Below are 15,181 nucleotides of genomic sequence, written 5' to 3' on the forward strand. Positions count from 1 at the left end.
AGGGCCGGGCCGGACATCCCGTTGCGGGACATCCGGCCCCTGAGCCGCCACCGGCCTATTCGGCCGCCACCATGGGCCGGACGGGCTGTGCGGCACCGCCCAGCCGGTCCTGGGCGGAGACGAGCCGCTCCATGACGCGGAGCTCCTGCTCGCGCAGCTCCATGCAGGCATCCGCCCAGAGCTCGACGATCCGGTCGAGTTCGTCCAGCGACACCGGATTGACCTCCCGTCCCGCCTGATAGACGGCGCGGTGGCCCGCATGCCGGCGCTTCTGGCGCTCGATATATTTCCGGGTCTCCTCGATGCCCGTCCCCGGCTCCGCCAGAATGTGGACGATGCCGAGCTCCTTCATCTCCTCCGCGCTGTATGTGCGCCCGGTCAGGATCATCTCCTCCGCGCGCGCCGCACCGATCCGCCGGGCCAGCAGGCTGTAGGCGCCCATGCCGGGGAACAGGCCGAACAGGTTCTCCGGAAGGCCGAACTTCGCCCCGCGTTCCGCAACGATGACGTTGAAGGACAGGAGCGACTCGAACCCGCCGCCGAGCGCGTCTCCCTGGGCGAGCCCGACGGTGATGACCGGCAGGCCGAGCCCGTTCATGTTGTTATGGAGAATGCGCACGCAACGCTTGCCGTACTCGACCAGCGTGTCGTGATCGCGCTCGCGGATCTTCCGTGCGAACAGGTGGAGATCGCCGCCCAGATTGAAGACGCCGGGCGCGCGCGAACCGAGCACCAGATAGCGCAGGTCGCGGGGCCGGCCGGCGAACATCGCCCGGATGCCCGCCTGCCAGGCCTCGAAATCCCTGAGCAGATCGGGATTGTAGCTCGGCCGGCCGCGCGGACGCATGAAGGTCCACAGGGTTCCCGTCTCCTCCATCCACGACACCTCGAGCTGTTCGAGGCCGAAGAGTGGCCGGTCGGCAACCAGCCCCGTATCGCGATCCGGCTGTCTGACGGGCTCGGGGGAGACCGCGGCGGGAACGAAGCCGACGGGTCTCGGCGCGTATTCAAGCGAACTGGATAGTGACATCTCTGTGCATCCCTTTGAGATTTTGGTCGCGGCATTATTGTGGCAACACCGCATGAGCCGACGCAAATTTTGTAAAATGGGGCACACAACACTTTCATTGCACCAACGAGCCAACTTTTATTTGGGATGATCAAAGACTAGGCAGGGCCTGCTCACAAAAACGACAATCGGGACAGGGCCATCGAAACCGTCTTCCGGGAAATGCCCCGAAGTCAGCCAGCCCCTGCCGCACCGCCGCCGGGACGGGGCCGTGCATCGTTCTCGGCACACCGCTTGCGAGCGCCGCCGGCCCGGTCCCACTTGACCGCGCTTCGCGGCCCGCCCCAATCTAGGGCGAGGGCGATATCACAAATAACGGCGGGCCCATCCGCCGGACAGGAGACGGCGGGGGAGGCCCATGAGAGCGAACCGGTGGCGCAGATTTTCCGACTGGGACGAGCGCCCGCTGCGGCTCGACAGGTTCGCCGCCGAGGATGCCGAGAACGGCTTCGCCGCCTTCTCCAGCCCTGCCGATCCCGAGCCGCATGTCGCGGTGGAGGCCGGGCGCATCGCCGGGATGGACGGCGTGGCGGAGGCCGATTTCGACATGATCGACCGCTTCATCGCCCGCTACCATCTCGACCCGGAGATCGCCTCGGAGGCGATGGCGATGCCGTCGCCCGAGATCGCCCGCATGCTCGTCGACATGACCGTGCCGCGCGAGGCGCTCGTCCGGCTCGCCCATGGCATGACGCCCGCCAAGCTCGCCGAAGCGGTCGCCGAGCTCAACGCGCTGGAAATCGCCTTCGCCTATTCGAAGATGCGCGCCCGCAAGACGCCGGGCAACCAGGCCCATGTGACCAACGCCAAGGACGATCCCCTGCAGCTCGCCGCCGACGCGGCCATCGCCGTGGCGCTCGGCTTCGACGAGATCGAGACCACCATGCGCGTGTCGCGCAATGCCTGGTCGAACGCGGTGGCCTGCTGCGTCGGCGCGGCGGTCGGGCGGGCCGGAACGCTCTTCCAGTGCTCCAGCGAGGAGGCGGAGGAGCTCCAGATCGGCATGGCCGGCTTCTCCTCCTACGCGGAGACGGTGTCGGTCTACGGCACGGAGAAGAGCTTCGTCGACGGCGACGACACGCCTTGGTCGAAAGCGTTCCTGGCCGCCGCCTATGCCTCGCGCGGCATCAAGATGCGCTGCACCTCCGGCGCCGGCGCGGAGCTCCTGATGGGCTTCCACGAGCGCAAGTCCCTGCTCTATCTGGAAGCCCGCTGCCTGTGCCTGCAGCGCGCCATGGGCGTGCAGGGCACGCAGAATGGCGGCATCGACGGCGCGCCGCTGACGGCGACTGTGCCCGGCGGCATGCGCGAGCTGATGGCGGAAAACCTGATCGCCGTCTGGCTCGACCTGGAATGCGCGTCGGGCAACGATGCCCGGCCGACGGAATCGGAGATCCGCGTCGGCGCCAAGATCATGCCCTATCTGATCGCCGGCTCCGACCTCATCTGCTCCGGCTTCGGCTCGATCCTCAAATACGACAACTCCTTCAACCCCTCGCTGCTCAATGGCGAGGAGATCGAGGACTATCTCGTCCTCCAGCGCGACTTCGAGGCCGATGGCGGGCTGACCCCCATCGCGGAGGAGGACGCGCTCGACCTGCGCGTCCGCGCCATCGACGCCATCTCCGCGGTGTTCGAGGAACTTGGCCTCGCCGCGCCGACGGCAGAGATGAAGGGCTCCGTCGCCGCCGCCTCGGGCTCGGCTGACACCGAGAGCTTCACGCCGCGCGAGGTGGTCGCGATCTCGGAGGCGATCAGGGCGCGGGGCATCACGGTCGTGGACGTCATCCGGGCGCTCGATGCGCGCGGCTTCCGGCAGGAGGCGGAAAACCTCCTGCAGCTCGTCAAGCTCAGGATCTCCGGCGATTACCTCCAGACATCGGCCATCGTGCGCGACGGCCGGGTGATCAGCGCCATCAACGATCCCAACGACTATCTGGGCCCCGGCACCGGCTACCGCGTCGACGAGGCGCGCCGGGCCGAGATCGCCGCCATCCGCGACGTGCTGACGCGCGAGACCGTCATCGACCAGGAAGAGGAGTATGCGCGCAAGGCCGCCACGGGCCTGAGGCTGAAGACCATGGGCCCCGCCGGGCGCGGCGAGGATCCCCGCGAGGTGACGGTCGGCATCTCCCCGGCCTTCGGGCGCAAGCTCTTCCGCACGCTCGGCGGGCTCGCCCTGTCGGACGTGCTCTCCGAGATCGTCGCCGGCATCGCCGAGGGCGGCGGCACCGCCCGGCTCGTGCGCATGGGCCATACCGCCGACACCTCCTTCCTCGGCCTGTCCGCCGCCCGGCTGTCCGGCTCCGGCGTCGGCATCGGCCTCCAGGCCAAGGGCACCGCGGTCATCCATCACGCGGACCGCCTGCCCCACAACAATCTGGAGCTCTTCTCCAACGCGCCCGTCACCCGGCTGGAGCACTACCGCCAGCTCGGCTTCAACGCCGCGCGCCACGCCGCCGGCGAGATCCCCGACCCCGTCGTCGTGCCCACCCGGGGCGAGGCGATGGGCGCGCGCTACCATGCCCGCGCGGCACTCATCCACGCGGTGGAGACCTCGCTCGTCGGCGACGGCGCCGCGCCGGAGGACATCGCGCTCGACCCGGAAGGACCGTCGACATGACCGAACGGCTCACCGCCCAGGACTATCCGATCGCGGAGAAGCGCCCCGAGCTTGCCCGAGGTCGGCAAGGCAAGGGGCTCGACGAGATCACGCTCGACGCGCTCGGCCGGGGCGCCGTGGCGCTGGAGGACCTGACGATCACCGCGGACGCCCTCCGGCGCCAGGCGGAGATCGCCCGGTCCGCGAACCGGCCGACCCTTGCGGAGAACTTCGAGCGGGCCGCCGAGCTCGTCGACGTGCCGCAGGATGTCGTCATGGCCGTCTACGAGCTCCTGCGCCCGGGCCGGGCGAAGAGCGCCCAGGATCTCGTCGAGGCCGCGGCCATGCTCCGGGAGACCTACGGGGCAGACCGCATGGCCGCGTTCGTGGAGGAGGCCGCGGACGTCTACGAACGCCGGGGGCTGTTCGCCTTCCGCTTCTGAGGCGACGCCGGGGACCATTGGAATGGGAGTTGGCATGGGAGGGGAAATGAGCTGGAAGACCGCCTATCGGTCGATCTACTATCGGGGCGCGCCAGAGCCGGAGGACATGGTCCTCGACCCGGCGACGACGGCCCTGCTCGTGATCGACATCCAGAACACCTACAGGACGCGGCCCGACCCGGCGGCGCTGACGCCCGAGGAGCGCGAGCGCTACGATGCCTGGACGCCGTTCCACGAGCGTCTCGAGACCGTTGTGATCCCCAATACGCGCGCCATGCTGGAGCATTGCCGCGCCATCGGCATCGAATGCCTGTTCGCGCGCATCGCCTGCCAGACGCATGACGGGCGCGACCGCTCGCTGTCGCAGAAGAAGCCCGGATGGAACAACCTGCTCCTGCCGAAGGACGAGTGGGCCTCGCAGATCGTCGACGAGCTCGCCCCGCAAGGCGACGAGATTGTCGTGACCAAGACGAGCGACAGCGCGCTCACGGGCTCAAGCCTGCGGCTCGTCCTGCACAATCTGGGCATCGACACGGTGATGTGCTGCGGCCTGTTCACCGACCAGTGCGTCTCCTCGACCGTGCGCTCGCTCGCCGACGAGAGCTTCGACGTGGCGGTGCTGGAGGATTGCTGCGCGGCCGGCTCCGACGAGCTTCACCATAAGGAGCTCGAGATCGTCAACATGATCTACTGCCATGTCATGTCGTCGGCGGAGGCCCGGGCCATGATCGCGCCGGCCTGACGGGCCCCGGCCGACACAATCCTGTCAAGTTTGGCGAAGCTCAAGTCAAGACGCTTCCCCACCCGCCGGATAGGCTGTGACATTAGGGCATGCCGTTGGGTGCGCAACGGCGTGAGTGACGGTCCCGCTACCTGGGCATGGAGCACCATGCCGGCCCATCCCCCTGACCGCAGCCGGTCACCACTTGTCGCGAGAAACAGGACGGACCGGCTGCCGGCGACAGGGGCGCGAAGCCCCCGCGGGACCGACAAGGGAGAGGGAGACGGAGATGGCTAGACACGGAATAAGCCGCCGGAATTTCATGCAGCAATCCGGTCTGTGGGCCGGCGCCTTCGCGGCAGGCACCAGCGGGCTCTTGCGCCCCGCCTTCGCCCAGCGCGACGACCAGCTCAACGTCCTGTGCTGGGAAGGCTACAATACCGACGACGTCCTCGGACCGTTCCGCGATGCCCATTCCGGCGCGACGGTGCGCGCGGAAAGCGGCACGTCGGACCCCGACATGATCAACAAGCTCAGGGCCGGCGAGGTCAATGTCTGGGACCTCATCAACGTCAACCAGCCCTGGGCGCAGAACCAGCTCTATCCCGAGCAGCTCATCAAGCCGCTCGACAAGGCCCGCTTCGAGCCCTATTTCGCGAAGATGCTGCCGGCCTTCCACGACTACCCGCTGGCCTACGACAAGTCCGGCGAGAACCTGATCGGCATGGTCCAGCGCTTCGGGCCGTTCAGCTTCGTGGTCAACACCGACAAGATCAGCCGCGAGACGGCGGAGGACCAGGGCTACAAGCTGTTCCTCGACCCCGCCATGAAGGGCCGCTACGCGGTGCTGACCTACGACAACTGGAACATCATGCATATGTGCATGACGGCCGACATGAACCCGTTCGAGCCCGTCGACGAGGCCGGCCGCACCAAGTTCGAGGAGACCGCCAAGGCGATCTTCGGCGGCGCGAAGCTCTTGTCCGACGACCTCGTCGCGCTCAACACCGCGCTCATCAACGGCGAGATCGACGCCTATTTCACCGGCGGCACATACACCGCCTCGCCGGCGCGTTACGACGGGCAGACGCAGGTGCGCGCCGTCACGCCGAAATCCGGCCCGGTCGACGGCAAGGGCGGCGTCGTCTGGGTCGAGGTCACCTCGCTGGTCAACAATCCCGACCCGTCGGCGCTCGCGCCGGAGTTCCTGGAATTCGTCCAGCAGCCGGAGATCTGCAAGGCCGTGGCCTTCGCGGAGGGCACCTACAACCCGATCAGCCAGATGGGCAATCCGGCCGTCATGGACCAGTTCGACAAGGACGAGCTCGACGCCATCCAGTGGGACACGCTGGAGGACGAGATGGCGGCGTCGGTGGAGTATGCGATCATTCCCTCCTACCAGGATCTGATGCCGATCTACAACGCGGCCAAGCGCAGCTAGGGCCCGACATGCGAGACCGGCCGGCTACCGCTCCCGAGCGGCGGCCGGCCTTCCGGATTGACTGGCGTTGTCCGCCCCTTTGCGCGTAGGAGGGAAAATGGCCCCGACGGTGGCTCTCCGTCTGACCAATGTCGTGAAACGGTTCGGCAATTTCACGGCACTGCACGGGATCGACCTGGATATCCAAGACGGCGAGTTCCTGACGATCGTCGGCCCCTCCGGCAGCGGCAAGACCACCATGGTCCGCCTGCTCGTCGGCATGGACGAGCCGAGCGAGGGGACCATCCACCTCAATGGCGAGCTCATCAACGACGTGCCAGCCAACAAGCGCCCGACCTGCATGGTCTTCCAGTCTCTGGCGCTGTTCCCGCACCGCACGGTCGGCCAGAATATCGAGTTCCCCCTGAAGATCAGGGGCGTCTCCGCGCAGGAGCGCCGCGAGCGCGCCCATGAGCTGCTCGCCCTCCTGCACCTGCCGGCCGACTATTACGGCAAGAACGTCATGCAGTGCTCCGGCGGCGAGCGCCAGCGCGTTGCGCTGGCCCGCGCGCTCGCCTTCGACCCGGAGATCCTGTTCTTCGACGAGCCGCTCTCCGCGCTCGACTACCGCCTGCGCAAGACGCTGGAGAAGGAGCTGAAGGACCTCCACCGGCGCACCGGCAAGACCTTCGTCTACATCACCCATTCGCTGGAGGAGGCGATGGTGATGAGCGACCGGATCGCGATCATGAAGGAGGGGCGCATCGCCCAGCTCGGCACCGCCGACGAGATCTATTCCGCGCCGCGCACGCGCTTCGTCGCGGAGTTCATGGGCGAGGTCAACCTGTTCCCGGTCACAAGCGCGCCGGACGGCGCGCTCGCCGCGCGCGACGGATCGCTCGCGATTGCCGGCACCGCCCCCGGGCTCGCGCCCGGATCGCGGGCGACCCTGATGATCCGGCCGGAATTCATCCGCTTCCTCGGCGCGGGCGACACCGCCGACTGCGTGGCGGAGGGGACGGTGCGCGACGAGTTCGCGCTCGGCTCGCGCCTGCAATACGAGGTCGACCTCGCCGACGGGCAGACGGTGACGGTGGAGAAGCTGCGCGAGGACCGCTTCCCCGGCGCCATAGGCGACAGCGTGCGGCTCGGCTGGGACCTCGACCACGTGCACTTCATCCCCGAGGCCGAGGAGAGCTGACCGCCATGGAACGCATGGAGCAACGCCAGGGCTTCCTCAGCGCGCTTCCCGTGGGCGTCCTGCTCGCCGCGATCTTCGTCGCCCCGCTCCTCGTGGTCTTCCTGTTCTCCTTCATGCCGGCGCGCGTCTTCACGCTCGCCCATATGCCGAGCTTCGAGAACTACCGCTACTTCGTCGAGCAGGGCTACTACCTCTCCCTGTTCCGCTCGCTCGGCATGGCGGCGGCCGCAACCGTGCTCCTCTTCGTCGTCTCCTATCCGCTGGCCTACGGCATGGCCAAGGTGTTCGGCAAATTCACGCTGGTCATCACCGTCGGCGTGGTGGTGAGCCTGTTCGTGTCGGAGAATATCCGCCTGTTCGGCTGGGTGCTGACACTGATGAAGGGCGGCATGCTGCTCGGCACGCTCAAGGCGTGGACGGGGCTGGAGCTGGAAAGCTGGCTCTACGACGTTCCCATCATCATCTTCGGGCTCGTCTACGCCTATTTCCCGTTCATGCTGTTCCCGCTCGCCCAGGGCATCGCCATGGTGCCCGACGAGGTCCGGCTCGCCGCCAGCGACCTCGGCGCGTCGCGCACGCGGATCTTCCTGGAGATCGACCTGCCGCTCGCCATGCCGGGCATCGTGGTCGGCGGGCTGCTGTCCTTCGTGCTGGCCGCCGGCGCGATGGCGGAATCGAAGCTCCTGGGCGGCCAGCAGGTCATCGTCATGGCCGACGAGGTGGAGACGGCCTTCACCTACGGGCAGAACTGGCCGCTCGGCTCGGCCCTGTCGGTGATCCTGATCGCGATCATCGGCGGGCTCGCCTTCTTCGCCCTGCGCCGCATCGACCTCGACCGCATCATGGGGCGGAAGGCCTGAACGCCATGCACCATTCAAAGCTCACCCGCACAGCGCTGGTCGCCTACGGCATTCTCTGCCTGGCGGTGATCTACCTGCCGCTCCTCGCGGTCGCCTTCGCCTCCGTCGCCCGGGCCCGCTATCTGAGCTTTCCGATCAAGCGCTATACATTCCAGTGGTACGAGCGCGCGCTGGACAGCGACACCGTCTCCGGCCTCGTCGTGACCTCCTTCAAGATCGCGGTCGTCGTCACGCTGGTCTCCGTCGCCGTCGGGCTGTTCGGCGCGCTCGCCTTCGCGCGCTACCGCTGGCGCTTCCGCGGGGCGTTCCAGAAGCTGATCCTCCTGCCGATCTTCTTTCCGCAGACGGTTCTGGGGCTGGCCATCCTCATGTGGTTCAACGCGCTGGGCATCGTGCCGACGTGGAAGACGGCCATCGTCGCCCATCTTGTCTGGATAGCCCCCATCGCCACGCTGATCATCTCCATCCGCGCCTACAATTTCGATCCGGCGCTGGAAGAGGCCGCCCGCGACATGGGCGCGTCCGCCGGCCAGATCCTGCGCGAGATCACCATTCCGCTCCTGTGGCCCGGCATGGTGTCGGCGGGCCTGTTCGCCTTCCTTCTGTCATGGGGCAACTTCCCGCTGTCGCTGTTCACGACGGGCGCGGATTCCACGCTGCCGGAATGGCTCTATGCCAAGATGGTCTCCGGCTACTCGCCGCTGGTGCCGGCGGTCGGCATGATCTCGGTGATCGGCTCGCTCGCGCTCATCGCGATCGGCATCGCGGTGGCAAATATCGTCTTCAGGCGGCGGGCGGCCGACTGAGGCGCAAGAGCGACCTGCGTCCAGCCGGACGCAGAAAAGTCGCTCTAACATTTTGAGAACGATCAACTTTTCTGCACTCAGGCGAGTCCGCCCGAGTGCAGGTTGATCTGGCGCAAACGGCAAGACACTTCGGGAGGACAGGACATGCTGACGTCGATCGCAGGAAAATCGGTGATCGTGACCGGTGCCAGCAAGGGCATCGGCAAGGGGATCGCGCGGGTCTTCGCCAATCAGGGCGCGAAGGTCATGGTCGTGGCGCGCCACGAGGACCAGGCCAGCGCCACCGCCGGCGAGCTCGGCAACGGGGCGAGCGGCTTCGCCGCCGACGTGACGAAATGGGAGGACATGGAGGCGATGGCGGCGGCGGCCGCGGAGCGCCATGGCGGCCTCGACGTGCTGTGCGCCAATGCCGGCATCTTCCCGCAGGCCAAGATCGAGGAGATGTCGCCCGAGGAGTGGAACGAGGTCCTCGACACCAACCTCAAGGGCGCCTTCCTGTCGGTGAAGGCCGCGATCCCCTATCTCAAGAAGACCGGCGAGGGCCGGATCGTCATCACCTCCTCGATCACGGGGCCGGTGACGGGCTTTCCCGGCTGGACCCATTACGGCGCGTCCAAGGCCGGCCAGCTCGGCTTCATCCGCACCGCCGCCATCGAGCTCGCCAAATACGGGATCACGGTGAACGCCGTCATGCCCGGCAATATCGTCACCGAAGGGCTCGAGGGCCTCGGCGACGACTATCTGAAGACCATGGCCGCCTCGATCCCGCTGAAGCGGCTCGGCACGGTGGAGGATATCGGCAATGCCGCGCTGTTCTTCGCCTCCCGGGAGGCGGCCTATGTGACCGGCCAGACGATCATCGTCGACGGCGGCCAGATCCTGCCGGAATCGCTCGAGGCGCTGGAGGAGATGTAGGCTCCGGCTTCCCGCCTTCGCGGGAGCGAGCGGCAAGAGAGCAGGCATCCGGGCACGACCCGGGAGCCTTGGCCAATCGGGCTGCACCGGCCCGCTCCCCCACCCGGCCACCCATGAAATTATGGTCCCGTGGGTGGCCGGGTGGGGGAGCGAGCGACAGGGCCCCTTCTTCATTCCGCTCATCCCGGCGAAAGCCGGGATCTCAGGCGTGTTGCACGAGATCCCGGCTTTCGCCGGGATGAGCGGTTTCATTCAACCTGACCGCAATCCACTCTACCCCGCGACCCGCCTGGTGCGGTATTCGCGCGGCGACACGCCCGTCCAGCGGCGGAAGGCGCGGGAGAAGGCCGACAGCTCCGAATAGCCCAGCAGAAGGGCGATCTCGGAGAAGGGAAGCTGGCGCTGCTTCACATAGGACAGCGCCAGGTCCCGGCGCACCGCCTCCACGAGGTCCTTGTAGGTGGTACCGGCCTCCGACAGCTCGCGCTGGATCGCGGAGAGCGGCACGCGCAACTCCGCGGCGACCTGCTCCAGCGAGGGATAGCCCTCCGGCAGCCCGAGGCGGATGGCGGTGCGCATGCTGTCGAGCAAAAGGGCGTCGGCGGGCTCGATGTCGCTCAGGCCCTCCAGGCAGGTCTGCATCATGGCGAGCAGCTGCAGGTCGCGCGCCGGCATGGGCCGCGCCATGATCTCCGGCCGGAACAGCAGGGCGTTGGTCGGCTGGGAGAAATAGACCGGCGCGTCGAAGGCGCTCTCGTGCTCCTTCGCCTCCAGCGGCCGGGGATGCTCGAAATGCACCTCCTCCGGCGCCCAGTGCGAACCGCAGCACTCGCGGATCACGTTCAGGAACATGCCGAGCGACAGCTCCGCGTCCTGCCGGCGCTCGACGATGGCCGGCGCGGTGATCTGGTATTCGAGGCGCACCAGCCCGTCGGTATCCTGCACGAAGCGCATCGCCGAGCTTTCCTGATGATAGCGAAACAGCCCGACGAGGTTCTCCAGCGCGCTCCCGAGCGTCGGCGAGGACACCGCCGCATAGCCCCACAGGCCGAGATCGCGCGGCTTGAACTGGTTGCCGAACCACAGGCCGAAATTGTCGTTGCCCGTCTGCTGCGCGGCCTCCTCGAAGAGGCGGCAGAAATCGGCGAGCCTCAGCTTGTGCGTCGGCGAGCCGGTGACGTCGGGCACGATCCGGACATGGCCGAAGATGCGGTCGACATCGCCGCGATACTGCTCGATGAAGTTCACGATACCCGTCGCCGCGGCGGCGATGACACCGGGGGGCGCCGCACCTGGCGGTCCTCCGGGCGTCACGCGCGACCCGTCGCGGCTGTGAAACGCCGTCATCATCAGCTCCCTCCCCGCTGATCATTTCATCCTAGCGCGCGACCGCCGTCAAAGCAAAACGCACCGGGGGGCGGACCGTCGTCCCGGGCCGGACAGCGGGCCTGTCAAGAAAGCCCGAGGCAGTGTCAAGCGCCCCCGCCCCCGCTGCGCCTAGCCTCGCGGTCAGGATCAAGAAGACCCGCGGGGCTCCCGGTACGCATTCCCCATGCGGCCCGCCGCCCGCCTTCCAGACGAGCACATCGACATGGCGATGGCCGAGACGACAGACGACACGACCCCCGGGCTGAGCCCGCACCGCGCCGCGCAGATGGTGGAGAAGGCGCGCTGGGCGGCGGCGTCCTACGCCACCTATTCCCGCCGGGAGGTCATGAGGGTGGCCGAGGCGGTCGCCGGCGCGGCGGCCCGCGAGGCGCGCCGCTATGCCGACTGGGCGGTCGAGGAGACCGGCTTCGGCAATGCCGACCACAAGGAGCTCAAGAACCGCCTGTGCTCGACCGGGCTTCTGGAGCACTATCGCGATCACGACTATGTGGATTTCCGCGTCGAGCCGGACACCAAGACCGTGGCGATCCCGAAGCCTGCGGGCGTGATCTTCGCGCTCACCCCGTCCACCAATCCGGTCTGCTCGGTGTTCTACAAGACGCTCATCGCCCTGATGACGCGCAACGCCATCGTCATCAGCCCGCACCCGGCGGCCAAGGCCTGCTGCGCGGACGCCGCCCGGCTGATCGCCAGGGCGGCGGAGGAGGCCGGCGCCCCCGACGGCATCGTCCAGGTGATCGACGAGCCGTCGCTGCCGATCATCGACGCGATCATGACGTCGGACCGGATCGACCTGATCCTCGCCACCGGCGGCACGCCCATGGTGCGCGCGGCCTATTCGTCGGGCAATCCGGCCATCGGGGTGGGCCCCGGCAACAATCCGGCCTATGTCGACGAGAGCGCCGACGTCGCGAAGGCGGCCGAGCGCATCGCCGGCTCCAAGGCCTTCGACAACTCCATCCTGTGCACCAACGAATCCGCCGTCATCGCCCATTCAGCGATTGCCGGCCGGCTCGCCAGCGAGCTCGCCCGGCAGGGCTGCCACATGCTGTCTGAGGAGGAGCGCGACCGGCTGGAGGAGCATCTCTTCCCGAACGGCAAGTTCAACATCTCGCTGCTCGGCCGTCCGGCGACCGCCATCGCGGAGAGCGCCGGCATCCGCGTGCCGCGCAATACGCGCGTGCTGCTCGTGCCGCTGGAGCGCATCGGCGACGACTACCGGCTGAGCCGGGAGAAGCTCGCCCCCGTCCTCGGCTTCTACGAGGTCGCCTCCCGCGAGGCCGCGCTCACCGCCGCGAAGGCCATGGTCCGCCGCTCCGGCGCCGGCCATTCCGCCGCCATCCACACGCAGGACGAGGCCGTCGTGCTGAGATTCGCCGCGGAGCTTCCCGTCCTGCGCGTCGCCGTCAATGTGGGCTGCTCGACCGGCGCGGCCGGCTTCGACACCTGGCTCGCCCCGACCATGACCATCGGAACCGGCTATTTCGGCCGCTCCTCGGTCAGCGAGAATGTCGGCCCGCAACACCTCGTGCAGTGGACGCGCATCGCCTACAACAAGGCCGACGACGTCGCCTTCGGCTCCTATGGGGGCCTGAGCCTGCCCGAGCCGGCGACCCGGCCGCGCCTGCCGGAAGGCCGGATCGACTATTCCTTCGACTGGGTGGGCGGGCGCGCATCCGCCATCGCCGGCGAGGCGCCGCGCCCGGCGCCGCCATCGGCCACAGACACCGACATGGATGCGCTCAAGGCGGAGATCCGCCAGCTCATCGCAGAAGAACTGCGCGCGATCCGGCGCGGCGAGGCGTGAGGACAAGACGGCAGATGGCGACGCTTCGCTCCTATATCTTCATCGACCAGCTCCAGCCGAAGACCATGTGCTATTTCGGCACCTTCGTGCGCGGCTTCCTGCCCCGCACCAACATGGCCGCGCTCATCATCGAGGTCGCGCCGGGGCTAGAGATCGAGAACATCACCGACATCGCGGTCAAGGCCGTGGACGTGAAGCCCGGCCTCCTGGTGGTGGAGCGCCAGTACGGCTATCTGGAGATCCACTCCAAGTCGACCGCCTCGGTGAAGGCGGCGGGCGAGGAGGTCCTCGGCTATCTCGGCGCGTCGCAAGCCGACGCCATGAAGCCGGAAATCCTCTCCTCCAGGATCGTGAAGCGCGTCGACAACTATCACGCCTTCCTCGTCAACCGGAACAAGTCGGGCTCGATGATCCTCGCAGGCGAGTCGCTCTTCGTGCTGGAGATGCAGCCGGCGGCCTATGCGATCCTCGCGGCCAACGAGGCGGAGAAGGCGGCGGAGGTGAAGGTTGTGGACTACCGGATGATGGGGGCGACCGGCCGGGTCTATCTCTCCGGCGAGGAGAGCGACATCCGGGCGGCAGCGCGCGCGGCCGAGCAGGCCCTTCAGGCGAGGCAGTAGCCGATGGCCGGCAAGATCGATACGAACACGCTGAGAACGCTGGTGCGCGAGGCGCTCCGGGAGGCGCTCGCGGCCCCCTCCGGCGTGGAGACCGCACCCGGCGGCCTGGGCTTTCCCGGCGAGATGCGCGCCGCCCTCAATGCGGGCCGGCCCGCCCGGATGCGCATCGAAATCGGTTCGGCGGACGACCTGAACGCCTTCGCGCGCGATATCGCGCGGGCGAGCGAGCACGAGGATCTCAAGGCCGCGATCGTGGGCGGCGCAGTGCGCTTCGAGCTGTCGGGCGCCGCGTCCCCGGCGCCGGCGCCACGGCCGTCGGAGACCCCGGCGGACGCCCCGCCGCAGCGCGCGGGCGCCTTCGCCCTGGACACCGGCATCCTGTCGGAAACCCGCGTCGCGGAGATCGGCAGGACCCATTCGCGGATCGTCGTCGGCCATGAGGTCGTGATGACCCCGCTCGCGCGCGACAAGGCCCGCGAGCTCAAAATCGAACTGGTGAGGCAGAAGCCATGAAGACCGGTATCGTGATCGGAAAGGTGTGGGCCACGAAGCGCCTCGACGAGCTTCCCGGCGGGGCGCTCCTAGAGATCGCCCTGGAGGAGGGCCGGGGCGGCGGGGACACGGGCGAGCGGCTGATCGCGCTCGACCCCCTCGGCGCCGGCGACGGCGAGCGGGTGCTCGTCACGCAAGGCTCGGTGGCCCGTAGCTGGTTCAAGGATCCCAAGGCCGTGGTCGATGCGCTCGTGATCGGCATTCTCGACGAGCCGCGCAAGGCGTCGGGCTAGAGCAGGCCCGCATCCGGCCGGAGGCAGGCAGGTCTCTCTAATGCCTTGAGAACAATTGAATTTTCCGCACTCGGGCGAGCCCATCGGAGTGCAGGTCGATCCAGGGTTGAACGGAATTCGCGCGACAAGGAGGAAAGAGATGTCCAACGCGATCGGATTTGTCGAAACGAAGGGTTATGTGGCGGCGTTCGCCGCGGCCGACGCCATGGTGAAGGCGGCCAACGTCACCATTGTCGGGCGCGAGCAGGTGGGCGCCGGGCTGGTCTCGGTGCTCGTCCAGGGCGATGTCGGCGCGGTGAAGGCGGCGACGGAGGCCGGGGCTGAGGCCGCCGGCCATGTCGGCCAGGTTGTGTCCGTCCACGTCATTCCGCGCCCCCATGCCGACGTCGTGAAGCAGTTCGGCCTCGGCAAGTAAGGCCGGGCCGCCGGGCCAACAGCCCGTTCAGGACACCCCGAATGGCTCCTTGCCCATCGTCATTGCCGGCCCCTGGCCCGGCAATGACGAGGCATGGGCGGGCGCCGCGGGACGAGCAGGAGTGGCGG

General features: G+C 68.0%; 15 protein-coding genes. 13 read left to right on the plus strand and 2 right to left on the minus strand.

Annotated features, from left to right (window positions below; genetic code table 11):
* Positions 1-55 precede the first annotated feature (55 nt).
* Positions 56-1,030: a crotonase/enoyl-CoA hydratase family protein gene (locus HW532_RS07115; protein WP_213163725.1), complete on the minus strand. Its 975-nt coding sequence runs from the start codon at positions 1,028-1,030 to the stop codon at positions 56-58.
* Between the two features lie 397 nt (positions 1,031-1,427).
* On the opposite strand from HW532_RS07115, the gene HW532_RS07120 reads away from it, so the two are divergent.
* The 8 genes from HW532_RS07120 (at position 1,428) to fabG (ending at position 10,037) form a co-directional block, all read left to right on the plus strand.
* Positions 1,428-3,692 carry a propanediol/glycerol family dehydratase large subunit gene (locus tag HW532_RS07120; protein WP_213163726.1) on the plus strand — a complete coding sequence of 755 codons (2,265 nt, stop codon included), beginning with the start codon at positions 1,428-1,430 and terminating at the stop codon, positions 3,690-3,692.
* Complete coding sequence (locus HW532_RS07125) at positions 3,689-4,114, plus strand: diol dehydratase small subunit (protein ID WP_213163727.1); 426 nt, start codon at positions 3,689-3,691, stop codon at positions 4,112-4,114. The genes HW532_RS07120 and HW532_RS07125 overlap by 4 nt, the downstream gene beginning before the upstream one ends.
* A gap of 46 nt (positions 4,115-4,160) precedes the next feature.
* A complete protein-coding gene (locus HW532_RS07130) occupies positions 4,161-4,856 on the plus strand; it encodes a cysteine hydrolase family protein (RefSeq protein ID WP_213163728.1) in 696 nt (231 codons plus the stop codon).
* Positions 4,857-5,124: 268 nt separating this feature from the next.
* The gene (locus HW532_RS07135) at positions 5,125-6,276 is read left to right on the plus strand and encodes an ABC transporter substrate-binding protein (RefSeq protein ID WP_213163729.1); all 1,152 of its coding nucleotides are present in this window, start codon (positions 5,125-5,127) and stop codon (positions 6,274-6,276) included.
* A gap of 97 nt (positions 6,277-6,373) precedes the next feature.
* Positions 6,374-7,456 (plus strand): ABC transporter ATP-binding protein, encoded by a 1,083-nt coding sequence (locus tag HW532_RS07140; RefSeq protein ID WP_213163730.1) that lies wholly within the window; start codon positions 6,374-6,376, stop codon positions 7,454-7,456.
* Between the two features lie 5 nt (positions 7,457-7,461).
* Positions 7,462-8,316 (plus strand): ABC transporter permease, encoded by an 855-nt coding sequence (locus HW532_RS07145; protein ID WP_213163731.1) that lies wholly within the window; start codon positions 7,462-7,464, stop codon positions 8,314-8,316.
* Positions 8,317-8,321: 5 nt separating this feature from the next.
* Positions 8,322-9,122 carry an ABC transporter permease gene (locus tag HW532_RS07150; protein ID WP_213163732.1) on the plus strand — a complete coding sequence of 267 codons (801 nt, stop codon included), beginning with the start codon at positions 8,322-8,324 and terminating at the stop codon, positions 9,120-9,122.
* A gap of 144 nt (positions 9,123-9,266) precedes the next feature.
* Positions 9,267-10,037 (plus strand): 3-oxoacyl-ACP reductase FabG, encoded by a 771-nt coding sequence (fabG, locus tag HW532_RS07155; protein WP_213163733.1) that lies wholly within the window; start codon positions 9,267-9,269, stop codon positions 10,035-10,037.
* Between the two features lie 273 nt (positions 10,038-10,310).
* Here fabG and qhpR read toward each other — a convergent pair whose 3' ends face one another.
* On the minus strand, positions 10,311-11,387 hold the full coding sequence (gene qhpR / locus HW532_RS07160; RefSeq protein WP_213163734.1) for an AraC-like transcriptional regulator QhpR: 1,077 nt from the start codon (positions 11,385-11,387) through the stop codon (positions 10,311-10,313).
* Positions 11,388-11,634: 247 nt separating this feature from the next.
* Between qhpR and HW532_RS07165 the strand changes: the two genes are divergently transcribed.
* From HW532_RS07165 to HW532_RS07185, 5 genes are all read left to right on the plus strand, one after another.
* The gene (locus tag HW532_RS07165; RefSeq protein ID WP_213163735.1) at positions 11,635-13,233 is read left to right on the plus strand and encodes an aldehyde dehydrogenase family protein; all 1,599 of its coding nucleotides are present in this window, start codon (positions 11,635-11,637) and stop codon (positions 13,231-13,233) included.
* A 14-nt stretch (positions 13,234-13,247) separates the two neighbouring features.
* Positions 13,248-13,853 carry a BMC domain-containing protein gene (locus HW532_RS07170; protein WP_213163736.1) on the plus strand — a complete coding sequence of 202 codons (606 nt, stop codon included), beginning with the start codon at positions 13,248-13,250 and terminating at the stop codon, positions 13,851-13,853.
* 3 nt (positions 13,854-13,856) lie between these two features.
* The gene (locus tag HW532_RS07175; protein ID WP_213163737.1) at positions 13,857-14,366 is read left to right on the plus strand and encodes a hypothetical protein; all 510 of its coding nucleotides are present in this window, start codon (positions 13,857-13,859) and stop codon (positions 14,364-14,366) included.
* On the plus strand, positions 14,363-14,638 hold the full coding sequence (locus HW532_RS07180; RefSeq protein WP_213163738.1) for a EutN/CcmL family microcompartment protein: 276 nt from the start codon (positions 14,363-14,365) through the stop codon (positions 14,636-14,638). The genes HW532_RS07175 and HW532_RS07180 overlap by 4 nt, the downstream gene beginning before the upstream one ends.
* A gap of 139 nt (positions 14,639-14,777) precedes the next feature.
* Positions 14,778-15,053 carry a BMC domain-containing protein gene (locus HW532_RS07185; protein WP_213163739.1) on the plus strand — a complete coding sequence of 92 codons (276 nt, stop codon included), beginning with the start codon at positions 14,778-14,780 and terminating at the stop codon, positions 15,051-15,053.
* Positions 15,054-15,181 lie beyond the last annotated feature (128 nt).

Source organism: Kaustia mangrovi (genome assembly GCF_015482775.1).
GTDB classification, from domain to species: Bacteria; Pseudomonadota; Alphaproteobacteria; order Rhizobiales; family Im1; genus Kaustia; species Kaustia mangrovi.

Coding starts and splice junctions, on each gene's coding strand:
- HW532_RS07115 (WP_213163725.1), bottom strand. CDS start 1,030: ATGTCACTATCCAGTTCGCTTGAATACGCGCCGAGACCCGTCGGCTTC.
- HW532_RS07120 (WP_213163726.1), top strand. CDS start 1,428: ATGAGAGCGAACCGGTGGCGCAGATTTTCCGACTGGGACGAGCGCCCG.
- HW532_RS07125 (WP_213163727.1), top strand. CDS start 3,689: ATGACCGAACGGCTCACCGCCCAGGACTATCCGATCGCGGAGAAGCGC.
- HW532_RS07130 (WP_213163728.1), top strand. CDS start 4,161: ATGAGCTGGAAGACCGCCTATCGGTCGATCTACTATCGGGGCGCGCCA.
- HW532_RS07135 (WP_213163729.1), top strand. CDS start 5,125: ATGGCTAGACACGGAATAAGCCGCCGGAATTTCATGCAGCAATCCGGT.
- HW532_RS07140 (WP_213163730.1), top strand. CDS start 6,374: ATGGCCCCGACGGTGGCTCTCCGTCTGACCAATGTCGTGAAACGGTTC.
- HW532_RS07145 (WP_213163731.1), top strand. CDS start 7,462: ATGGAACGCATGGAGCAACGCCAGGGCTTCCTCAGCGCGCTTCCCGTG.
- HW532_RS07150 (WP_213163732.1), top strand. CDS start 8,322: ATGCACCATTCAAAGCTCACCCGCACAGCGCTGGTCGCCTACGGCATT.
- fabG (WP_213163733.1), top strand. CDS start 9,267: ATGCTGACGTCGATCGCAGGAAAATCGGTGATCGTGACCGGTGCCAGC.
- qhpR (WP_213163734.1), bottom strand. CDS start 11,387: ATGATGACGGCGTTTCACAGCCGCGACGGGTCGCGCGTGACGCCCGGA.
- HW532_RS07165 (WP_213163735.1), top strand. CDS start 11,635: ATGGCCGAGACGACAGACGACACGACCCCCGGGCTGAGCCCGCACCGC.
- HW532_RS07170 (WP_213163736.1), top strand. CDS start 13,248: ATGGCGACGCTTCGCTCCTATATCTTCATCGACCAGCTCCAGCCGAAG.
- HW532_RS07175 (WP_213163737.1), top strand. CDS start 13,857: ATGGCCGGCAAGATCGATACGAACACGCTGAGAACGCTGGTGCGCGAG.
- HW532_RS07180 (WP_213163738.1), top strand. CDS start 14,363: ATGAAGACCGGTATCGTGATCGGAAAGGTGTGGGCCACGAAGCGCCTC.
- HW532_RS07185 (WP_213163739.1), top strand. CDS start 14,778: ATGTCCAACGCGATCGGATTTGTCGAAACGAAGGGTTATGTGGCGGCG.